Raw genomic sequence first — 11,021 nt, forward strand, 5'->3', positions numbered from 1 at the left:
GAAGCCGCCGGATCAGCTACACTTACTATCGCATCTTGATTAAATCCCCGTGTCCACTTTCCGGGGTTCGGGCCCCACAGATTCTGAAAGCTCCCGTGTAATGGTTTAAATCAAATAGCCCAAGGCCCACATTTTACTTATCTGGGCACAGGCTTTACTCATACTAGCAGGCACGCATACGGGTCCCCACAACCAATTCGGCGGCCGAATTGGCGTGCTCAACCGCGCCAACAGACTCCAACGGCAAGAGCCCCCGTTACCGTTTAACACGGAAGCGGGGGCTCTGACTGGACGCGGTGCCGAGGGGCACGAGCGCCTAGGACTTAGAAGGTGAAGTCCTCATCCAGCGGGACGGAGGCGCCGGTGAATTCACCAAAGCCGTCATCGCCGTAGATGGAATCGCCGTAAGTCGGAATCGAGTAAGCGGCGTTGCGCGCGGCCTCGGTCGGCTTGACGGAGATATTGCGGTAACGGGAGATACCGGTACCGGCCGGGATCAGCTTACCGATGATGACGTTTTCCTTGAGGCCGATGAGCTTATCGGAGCGCTTGTTAATAGCGGCATCGGTAAGCACACGCGTGGTCTCCTGGAACGAAGCTGCGGACAGCCAGGACTCGGTAGCCAAGGAGGCCTTGGTAATACCCATGATCTCCGAGCGCAGCTGTGCCGGCTCGCCGCCTTCTGCGACCTGAGCAGCGTTCATCTGCTTGGCCTCAGAAAGGTCGATCAGGTTACCCGGCAGCAGCTCCGTAGTACCGGCGTCGATGACGGTACCGCGGCGCAGCATCTGGCGGATGATGATCTCGATGTGCTTGTCGTGGATGGCCACACCCTGGGTGCGGTACACGGCCTGCACCTCGTTGATGAGGTGCTGCTCCACGCCGCGACGGCCCAGAACCTCGAGCACGTCGTGCGGGTCAGCCGCACCACGCATCAAGCGGTCACCGGTCTCAACGTGGTCGCCGTCCTTCAAGGAACGCTCGATCATCGCATCCGGGTTGGACTCCATCGGGCGACGCACCTGGGCCAGACCCTGGCGCTTGGACAGCTTCTCGTAGACCACGTCATCGGAACCGTCATCCGGGGTGATGGTCATGGTCCAGAAGTTGCCTTCATCGGACAGGGACACGGTGCCGTCCACGGAGGCAATCGGTGCGCGGTTCTTCGGGTTACGGGCCTCGAAGAGCTCCTGAACACGCGGCAGACCACCGGTAATGTCGCCACCGACACCACCCTGGTGGAAGGTACGCATGGTCAGCTGGGTACCAGGCTCACCAATGGACTGTGCAGCCACGATGCCGACGGCCTCGCCGATGTCGACCAACTGGCCGGAAGCCATGGACTTGCCGTAGCACTTAGCACAGACACCAGCCGGGGTCTGGCAGGTCAGCACGGAGCGGACCTTGACGTCGGTGACCTCGGCATCGAGAAGCTTCTGCGTGAGCTCCTCGGTCAAGTCAGCACCAGCCTCTGCGACGACCTCGCCGTTCTCGTCCTTGACGTCGGTGGCAAGTACGCGACCGGAAGCGGAGGTCTCCCACAGCTCGGAGAGGACGACCTTATCGCCGGATACCTCGCCGATAGGAACACGCACGCCCTGGCGGGTACCACAATCCTCTTCGCGGACGATGACGTCCTGAGCGACGTCCACCAGACGACGGGTGAGGTAACCAGAGTCAGCGGTACGCAGCGCGGTATCGGCCAGACCCTTACGGGAACCGTGGGAGTTGTTGAAGTACTCCAGCACGGACAGGCCTTCGCGGAAGGAGGTCTTAATCGGGCGGGTGATGTAATCACCGTGCGAGTTCACAACCATGCCCTTCATACCGGCCAGCGTCCAGATCTGACGCATGTTACCGGCAGCACCCGACTTCACAATCATTGGAATCGGGTTGTAATCCGGGTAGATGTTCTCGACGGCCTCACCAACGGTGTCGGTAGCATCCTTCCACAGTTCAACCAGGCGGTCATAACGCTCGCGCTCCGTCAGAGCACCTTGCTCCCAGTACTTACGCTCGATGCGCTCTGCTTCCTTCTCATAAGACTCGAGGATCTCGGTCTTATTCGGCAGCACCAGTACGTCAGACATCGTAATGGTCACACCGGAACGGGTTGCCCAGTAGAAGCCAGCGTCCTTCATGTTGTCCAGTACCTGGGCCACGGTGATCATTGGGTACTTGGTGGCCAAGTCATTGACCACGTCACCAATGAGCACCTTGCCATCGGTGCCGCCGCCCTTGCGGACCATGATGCCCTCAAGGTACGGGTAGTTCCACGGCAGCAGCTCGTTGAACATGATGCGGCCGATGGTGGTGTAGCCCAACCATGCCTGGCCCTTGGACCAGCCATCAGGGAAGAGCTCTGCCTCGATGTCCTCTGGCGGGCGCAGGTGATCGATGCGAACCTTGATCGGTGCCTGCAGACCAACGGTGCCACGGTCATAAGCCATCAGGGCCTCAGCGTAAGAGGAGTACACACCGGTTGCCGGGTAGTCCTCGCCAGCCTCGCGGTAGCGACCATTGCCGCCGATCTCGTCCTCTGCCTTGTCCATGGTGAGGTAGTACAAGCCGGTCACCATATCCAGACGCGGCATAGCCAGTGGCTTACCGGATGCCGGAGACAGAATGTTGTTGGAAGCCAGCATCAGCACGCGAGCTTCCGCCTGTGCTTCTGCAGACAGCGGCAGGTGAACTGCCATCTGGTCACCGTCGAAGTCGGCGTTGAAGGCCTCACAGGCCAGCGGGTGCAGCTGAATAGCCTTACCCTCAACCAGCTTCGGCTCGAAGGCCTGAATGCCCAGGCGGTGCAGCGTAGGCGCACGGTTGAGCATCACAGGGTGCTCAGAAATGGCCTGCTCCAGCACGTCCCACACCTCTGGGCGCTGGCGCTCCACCATGCGCTTTGCAGACTTGATGTTCTGGGCGTAGTCGTTTTCGACCAAGCGCTTCATAACGAAGGGCTTGAACAGCTCGAGTGCCATCAGCTTCGGCAGACCACACTCGTGCAGCTTGAGCTGCGGACCGACGATAATAACGGAACGACCGGAGTAGTCCACGCGCTTACCCAGCAGGTTCTGGCGGAAACGACCCTGCTTACCCTTCAGCAAGTCAGACAAGGACTTCAACGGGCGGTTACCCGGGCCGGTAACCGGACGGCCACGGCGGCCGTTATCGAAGAGCGCGTCCACAGACTCCTGCAGCATGCGCTTCTCGTTATTCACGATGATCTCTGGTGCACCCAGGTCGATCATGCGCTTTAGGCGGTTATTGCGGTTGATAACGCGGCGGTACAGGTCATTCAGGTCCGAGGTGGCGAAGCGGCCACCGTCCAGCTGCACCATCGGGCGCAGCTCAGGCGGGATAACCGGAATAGCGTCCAGCACCATGCCTGCCGGGTCATTGCCAGAGTTCAGGAATGCGGCAACAACCTTGAGGCGCTTAAGCGCGCGCATCTTCTTCTGGCCCTTGCCGTTGTTGATGATCTCACGCAGCTCCTCGGCCTCTGCCTCGAGGTCGAAGTTACGGACCAAGGTCTGGATGGCTTCTGCACCCATGCCGCCAGTGAAGTAATCCTCGTAGCGGTCAACCAGCTCTTCGTAGATGGTCTCATCGATGACCATCTGCTTCGGAGCAAGCTTCAGGAAGGTGTTCCAGATTTCATCCAGGCGTGCGACCTCGCGCTCGCCGCGCTCACGGATGTGCTGCATTTCCTTATCGGCAGCGTTCTGTACCTTCTTGCGGGCATCGGCACGCGCACCGGCTGCCTCCAGCTCTGCCAAGTCGGACTCGAGCTTGGAAGCGCGCTCTGCGATCTCGGACTCGGTATCGTCCTCAACGTCCTTCTTTTCCAGCAGCATTTCTGCTTCCAGAGTGGACTGATCGTTGTGGCGAGCCTCTTCATCAACGGAGGTGATGATGTTGGCGGCGAAGTAGATGATGCGCTCAAGGTCCTTCGGAGCCAGGTCCAGCAGGTAGCCCAGACGGGAAGGAACGCCCTTGAAGTACCAGATGTGGGTTACCGGAGCGGCCAGCTCAATGTGGCCCATGCGCTCACGGCGCACCTTGGACTTGGTGACCTCTACGCCGCAACGCTCACAGATGATGCCCTTGTAACGGACGCGCTTGTACTTACCACAAGCACACTCCCAGTCACGGGTAGGTCCGAAAATGCGCTCGCAGAACAAGCCGTCCTTTTCCGGCTTCAGCGTGCGGTAGTTAATGGTCTCGGGCTTTTTAACCTCGCCCTTAGACCAGCGACGGATATCGTCAGCAGTGGCCAGACCGATGCGGAGCTCGTCGAAGAGATTTACGTCAAACACGTAATGTCTCCCTTTCATCCTCGTCATGTGAGGAATTGATGGCTTTTAATGAATTAATCTTTATTGCCCGCCCGCGGCGGTTCCGGTGGTAAACACCGGAACCGTGCATTCCGCAGTGGACCGAGAATCTATTTAGGCGATGTCAGCGGAGGAGCCCTCATCGCGGGACAAGTTAATGCCAAGCGATGGGCTATCCATGTCATCGTCATCAGAGCCAGACAGCTCCATCGGGGTGCCGTCGGTGGAAAGAACTTCCACGTTCAGGCACAGGGACTGCAGCTCCTTGAGCAACACCTTGAAGGACTCAGGGATGCCCGGATCTGGAATGTTGTCGCCCTTCACGATGGCCTCGTAGACCTTCACGCGGCCTACCACGTCATCGGACTTTATGGTCAGCAGCTCCTGCAGGGTGTAGGCAGCGCCATAAGCCTGCATTGCCCACACCTCCATCTCGCCGAAGCGCTGGCCACCGAACTGAGCCTTACCACCCAGTGGCTGCTGGGTAATCATGGAGTAAGGACCAGTGGAACGAGCGTGAATCTTCTCATCGACCAAGTGGTGCAGCTTGAGCATGTACATGTAGCCCACGGAGATGGGGTACTTGTACGGCTCGCCGGAGCGGCCATCGAAAAGCGTGGCCTTACCGTGCTCGTTGACCAGTACGTCGCCGTCGCGGTTCGGGCGGGACGATGCCAACAGGCGCTCGATCTCGTGGTTGGTAGCACCATCGAAGACCGGGGTGGCGGTCAGGGAGTCCGCAGGGACATCGTAAAGCTCTTCTGGCAAGGTCTTGAGGAGCTCGGCGTTAGCCGGATCCTCGGTGTCGACCTTCCAACCAGCGTGAGCCAACCAGCCCAAGTGCAGCTCAAGAACCTGGCCGATGTTCATACGACGCGGCACACCGTGGGTGTTCAGCAGGATGTCCACCGGGGTGCCGTCCTCCATGAACGGCATATCCTCTGGCGGCAGGATCTTGCCCACAACACCCTTGTTGCCGTGGCGGCCGGCCATCTTATCGCCGTCCTGGATCTTGCGCTTTTGTGCCACGTAGACGCGGATCATCTCGTTGACGCCAGGTGCCAGGTCGTCGTCATCATCGCGGGAGAAGCGGGCAACGCCGATGACCTTGCCCACCTCACCGTGCGGAACCTTCATGGAGGTATCGCGCACCTCGCGGGCCTTCTCACCGAAAATGGCGCGCAGCAGGCGCTCTTCCGGAGTCAGCTCGGTCTCACCCTTCGGGGTGACCTTACCCACCAGGATATCGCCGGCACGAACGTCAGCACCGATGCGGATGATGCCGCGCTCATCGAGGTCGCTCAAGACGTCCTCCGAGACGTTTGGAATCTCGCGGGTGATTTCCTCGGCACCCAGCTTGGTGTCACGAGCATCGATCTCGTGCTCCTCGATGTGGACGGAGGTCAGGATGTCCTCTTCCACGATGCGCTGGTTGAGGATGATGGCGTCCTCGTAGTTGTGGCCTTCCCATGGCATGAACGCAACCAGCAGGTTACGGCCGAGCGACATCTCACCGTTGTGGGTACCTGGGCCATCGGCCAAAACCTGGCCGGCCTCTACGCGCTGACCCATGGAAACCAGCGGGGTCTGGTTGTAGTTGGTGCCCTGGTTGGTGCGCTCGAACTTGCGCAAGATGTAGGTATCGCGCTGGCCCTCATCGTCCATGATGGTGATGACGTCGGCGGTGACGTTTTCTACCACACCGGCCTTTGGCGTGATGACGACGTCGCCGGCGTCATAGGCAGCGCGCTGCTCCATACCGGTACCCACCAGTGGGGCCTCGGAACGAACCAGCGGAACCGCCTGCTTCTGCATGTTCGCACCCATCAAGGCACGGTTAGCATCGTCGTGCTCCAAGAACGGAATCATGGCGGTACCAACGGAGACCATCTGACGCGGGGAAACGTCAACGTAGTCCACACCGGAGGCATCGGTCACTCCGATGTCACCCTCCTTCAGGCGGACCTCGATGCGCTCACCAATCAAACGGCCTTCCTCGTCCTGCTCGACCTCGGCCTGAGCAATGGCGAAGCGGTCCTCCTCATCAGCGGTGAGGTACTCCACCTGGTCCGTAATCTTGCCGTCAACGACCTTGCGGTACGGGGTCTCGATGAAGCCGAAGGGGTTCACGCGGGCGTAGGACGCCAGCGCACCAATCAGACCAATGTTTGGACCCTCAGGGGTCTCAATCGGGCACATGCGGCCGTAGTGCGAAGCGTGCACGTCTCGCACCTCGATGCCGGCGCGCTCACGGGACAGACCACCCGGGCCCAGCGCGGATAGGCGGCGCTTGTGGGTCAGGCCAGACAGGGAGTTGTTGTGGTCCATGAACTGCGAGAGCTGCGAGGTACCAAAGAACTCGCGGATAGCAGCGGAGACCGGGCGCACGTTAATCAGAGACGTCGGCGTGATGGACTCGGCATCCTGAGTGGTCATGCGCTCACGCACGACGCGCTCCATGCGGGACAGGCCCACGCGAACCTGGTTCTGGATGAGTTCACCTACGGTACGCAGACGACGGTTACCAAAGTGGTCGATGTCGTCGGTGTTCAGCGAAATCATCTCGCCGTTTGGCGCCTTCATCTCGCGCTCGCCAACGTGCAGGCGTACCAAGTACTCCAGGGTGACGGCGATGTCTTCTTCCGTCAGGGTCATTAGACCGTCGTGGTCGCCGCCAAGTCCCAGCTTGCGGTTGGCCTTGTAACGGCCAACCTTCGCAAGGTCATAGCGCTTAGCGCGGAAGAAGGAGTTATCCAACAAGGACTGCGCCAACTCGCGGGTAGGCTGCTCGCCTGGGCGCTGCTTGCGGTAGATCTCCAGCAGCGCTTCATCGGTATTGGATACACCGTCAGATTCCAAGGTGGACATCATGAGCTCAGAGAAGCTAAATCGCTCCTTGATCTGCTCCTCGGTCCAACCCAGAGCCTTCAACAGGACGGTTACCGGCTGACGGCGCTTGCGGTCAATGCGCACGCCGACGGTATCGCGCTTGTCCACGTCGAACTCCAGCCAAGCACCGCGGGAAGGAATAATCTTCACGGAGTGCAGCGGGCGTTCGGTGGACTTATCGATGGAACGATCGAAGTACACGCCCGGGGAACGCACCAGCTGGGAGACGATGACGCGCTCGGTACCGTTCACGATGAAGGTACCCATATCCGTCATGATCGGGAAGTCACCGATGAAGACGGTCTGCGACTTAATCTCTTGGGTGTCGTTATTAATGAACTCTGCGGTCACGTACAGCGGCGCGGAGTAGTTGATGTCCTTTTCTTTACACTCGTCGACGGTGTTTTTCACCGGCTCGAAGCGAGGCTCCGACAGGGACAGGGACATATTGCCCGAGTAGTCCTGAATCGGCGAGAGCTCTTCGAGGATATCCTCAAGGCCACTCGTCACGCGTGCGTCATCGCCGCGCTCAGCCTGCTCACGCTCGCGCCATTCCGGCGAGCCGACGAGCCAAGCAAAGGAATCGAGTTGTACGTCAAGGAGGCCCGGCAGGGCGATAGGCTCGCTAATTTTCGCAAACGAGTATCGCTTCGGGGCTCCGGGGATATTGGCCACTGACTTGGTCTGGCGGGAGACTGCCAAGATGGGTCCTTCCAGCACCTCACGCGGATTGCTACTCGCCCTGGCCGACGAGCAGCAAAACCGCTGGTAATTTTAGCATTCGGTCTGCTGTGGAGTGTCTGGGTTCAGAATGCACAAAATCACCTTGTCAAGTCGGTTTTGCCATCACCAACCCGAAAGGCTAAATGTGCACCGAAGATCCAGATTCCAGCGCAACGAATTAGTGTATAGGAAAAACTCAGGTATGTAAAGACACACCACTCTTAAGGCTTTTTCATTCCGCGTTCGGGGGCAAGCTCTCGCTCGCCGCTGCGCCAACGCGGCAGTAATGCTGCACCGCGTCTATCGCGGCAACCACAAGCACCGTACCACTAAAAACTCATGCAACCGCAACCCGAACCACACTTAAGGCTCTTAGCTGGAACTTTGCCTAGCTATTTGGGTGACGTTTTTTCCGTGACGGCGTACATGCTTGTTTTTACGGTCATATATTCCAAGTGCCCCAATGACCCCAATAAAGGTAAGCAAGATACCGATTCCTAGGGCTACCCAGCGCGCGATCTCCGCCATGTGGTTGCGTGGGAATGATTCTGCTTCCGCGATGAGCGCCGCACGGCTTTCCTGTGAAGTGGAACCATTAAAGACAAAGGCTCGCTCGCGCCCTACCCCCTCGCGATCCGCGTAGTAGTCATCGATATCCATATCCATGCCCACCACCAAGCCGGTGGCTTGGTCGACGTAGAAGTCTCGGCTGCCCGAGTGCATCAAATAACCAGGTTCTTGACCCCCATCTTCCTTGGGGAAGGAGGTGGTATTGCCATCGGCGGCATACAGCTGCGCTACGTTCGTTGGTTCAATTTCCTGGTGATAGCGATACACCGTGCGGCCTTCTATGTCAGTTTCTTCTTCAAAGACCGCGTCCACCGCCTTGCGCAGGGTGGGGTCAAAAACCGGGTAGTTCGTTTTCTCCGCATCCGCTGGGAATTTCAGCCAGTACCCGTCGATGGCCACCTGATCTTCGGGGCTAGCCAAAGTGTGGCTCAGGCTGGCTTCTGCCTCTGCCTCACCGCTCAGACGGTCGATGGGATAGGTCCACACCTGCGCCTGGCTTAAATCGTCGATGCCCTGACCATCGCCGCGCAGGCGCGTCTCCCCTATGCGCAGCGTCGCGGTATCTTCATCTGAAGGCTCTTGGATGCCCGCATTAATCTGGTAGGTCATCGGCCCAGAATAAGGCGACGTGCCATCCTTATTGACCACTTGGGAATCCGCGGAGTCATCCTTAAGGGTCCACGTAGTGTTTTTGAGTTCCAACGGCAACCGCGGCGAGAAATCCAAAAACGCCGGCGCCGCTACTCCGGCGGCCACCAGCGCTACGCCGAGGCCAAGTAAAAGGACGGAAAAGATGCGGGACTTGGGCAGCATGGGGGCTAATTCTACAGCGCTAACCCCCGAATCCTAGTTTCTACAGGCGGGCCTGAGCGGACTAAACCTAAGATTCCTACGCCGTGTGCTTATCCCAGGCAATAATGCCGCTCGTGTCCGTCGTGCGCCGAGCGCACCAAAGGTCATATTCTTCTTGCAATCCCAACCAGAATTCGGCGGAATTGCCAAAATATGCTGAAAGACGCAAAGCCATATCCGCGCTCAATCCAATTCGCCCTCGGACAAGCTTCGAAATCTGGGATTTGCTGCTAAAAACGTCCTTCGCCAAGCGATATTGAGTAATACCTAAAGGCGTTAAAAACTCTTCGCTTAATACCTCACCTGGGTGCGGCACAGGGACTATGTCCAGTGCTCCTTCAGACCCATTAGTGGTAATCGATGAAGTCAACATCGATAGCTCCCTTCTCTGTCCACCGGAAAATTATCCTCCACTGTGCATTTACTCGAATCGAATAAAAGCCTTCGAACTGACCTCTAAGCTTTTCCAGGTGATTCGCTGGCGGAACTCTTAAATCAGAAACTGTCGCAGATCGATCAATCATGATCAACTTCCGGCGTAATACTTTCCGCAATTCAGGAGGTACGTACTTGGGCGATTTACCATTAATGTGAAACAGCTCTAAGCTATCTCTCCTAAATTCCACAATCCTATAGTGTCACACTTTGAAACTTGAGTCTACCGCTGAGACAATCATTATTAGAGTCGTCGCAACGACCCACTAAGCTCAAGGAACCCGCAAAACGGGAGAAACCCCCATCTCCCACCGCGTATAGCGCGGTAAGAGTGGGGGCTTCGAAAGCGTGAAGCTCAGTTAAATTACTTGAGCTCGACGGAAGCGCCAGCCTCTTCCAGCTTGGTCTTAGCAGCCTCAGCGTCGTCCTTGGAAGCGCCTTCGATGATGGCCTTAGGTGCGCCCTCAACCATTTCCTTAGCTTCCTTCAGGCCCAGGCCGGAGACGAGCTCGCGGACAGCCTTAATAACGCCGATCTTCTTAGCGCCAGCGTCGGTCAGAACGACGTCGAACTCGGTCTGCTCCTCAGCAGCGGAAGCGCCGCCCTCAGCCGGGGCGCCCGGTGCAGCAGCGGCAACCGGTGCAGCAGCCTCAACGTCGAAGACGTCCTCGAATTCCTTAACGAACTCAGACAGTTCGATGAGGGTCATTTCCTTGAAAGCTTCAATGAGCTCGTCCTTGGTGAGCTTAGCCATGATGGCAAGTCCTTTCTGTGTTGTGTGCTTGTTCCCCGGTGATGGGGTAACAGGCACGGTGTTTTATGTGTGCGTCTGTTGTGACGACTTAAGCTTCTGCTTCCTTCTTGTCCTGCAGAGCAACAACGGTGCGAACCGCCTTGGTTGCAGGAGCGTTGAAGACAGCGGCTGCCTTCGCCATAGAACCCTTCATAGCGCCAGCCAGCTTTGCGAGGGTGGTCTCGCGGTTGTCCAGCTTGGCGATGGCCTGAACCTGCTCCGCAGACAATGCGTCGCCGTCCATGTAGCCACCCTTGATGACGAGTGCCTTGTTGTCATCAGCAAACTTGGTGATGACCTTCGCAGCATCTACTGCCTCGCCCTTGATGAACGCAATTGCGGTCGGGCCAGTCAGCAAATCATCAAGACCTTCGATGCCAGCTCCGTCGTTTTGACTGAGTACCGCGGCCTGACCGTATCCC

7 protein-coding genes are annotated in these 11,021 nt (G+C 58.2%); all 7 read right to left on the reverse strand.

The genetic code is table 11. The features are described from left to right. Positions 1-323: 323 nt before the first annotated feature. Positions 324-4,319, reverse strand: coding sequence for a DNA-directed RNA polymerase subunit beta' (locus ABRP93_RS11000; protein ID WP_349868239.1), 3,996 nt, complete (start codon positions 4,317-4,319; stop codon positions 324-326). Between the two features lie 132 nt (positions 4,320-4,451). After that, positions 4,452-7,946, reverse strand: a complete 3,495-nt coding sequence (gene rpoB / locus ABRP93_RS11005; RefSeq protein ID WP_349868240.1) for a DNA-directed RNA polymerase subunit beta — start codon at positions 7,944-7,946, stop codon at positions 4,452-4,454. 375 nt (positions 7,947-8,321) lie between these two features. Then, a complete protein-coding gene (gene pgfA, locus ABRP93_RS11010) occupies positions 8,322-9,332 on the reverse strand; it encodes a cell envelope lipid trafficking protein PgfA (protein WP_349887955.1) in 1,011 nt (336 codons plus the stop codon). Positions 9,333-9,408: 76 nt separating this feature from the next. After that, complete coding sequence (locus ABRP93_RS11015) at positions 9,409-9,744, reverse strand: HigA family addiction module antitoxin (protein WP_284864783.1); 336 nt, start codon at positions 9,742-9,744, stop codon at positions 9,409-9,411. Further along, the gene (locus ABRP93_RS11020; protein ID WP_284642670.1) at positions 9,719-9,997 is read right to left on the reverse strand and encodes a type II toxin-antitoxin system RelE/ParE family toxin; all 279 of its coding nucleotides are present in this window, start codon (positions 9,995-9,997) and stop codon (positions 9,719-9,721) included. The genes ABRP93_RS11015 and ABRP93_RS11020 overlap by 26 nt, the downstream gene beginning before the upstream one ends. Positions 9,998-10,170: 173 nt before the next feature. After that, positions 10,171-10,560: a 50S ribosomal protein L7/L12 gene (rplL, locus tag ABRP93_RS11025; protein ID WP_005276856.1), complete on the reverse strand. Its 390-nt coding sequence runs from the start codon at positions 10,558-10,560 to the stop codon at positions 10,171-10,173. Positions 10,561-10,648: 88 nt separating this feature from the next. Next, a partial coding sequence (rplJ, locus tag ABRP93_RS11030; protein WP_349887956.1) for a 50S ribosomal protein L10 occupies positions 10,649-11,021 on the reverse strand: 373 nt, incomplete at its 5' end.

The sequence above is a fragment of the Corynebacterium sp. KPL2850 genome (assembly GCF_040225855.1).
Classification (GTDB): Bacteria; Actinomycetota; Actinomycetes; order Mycobacteriales; family Mycobacteriaceae; genus Corynebacterium.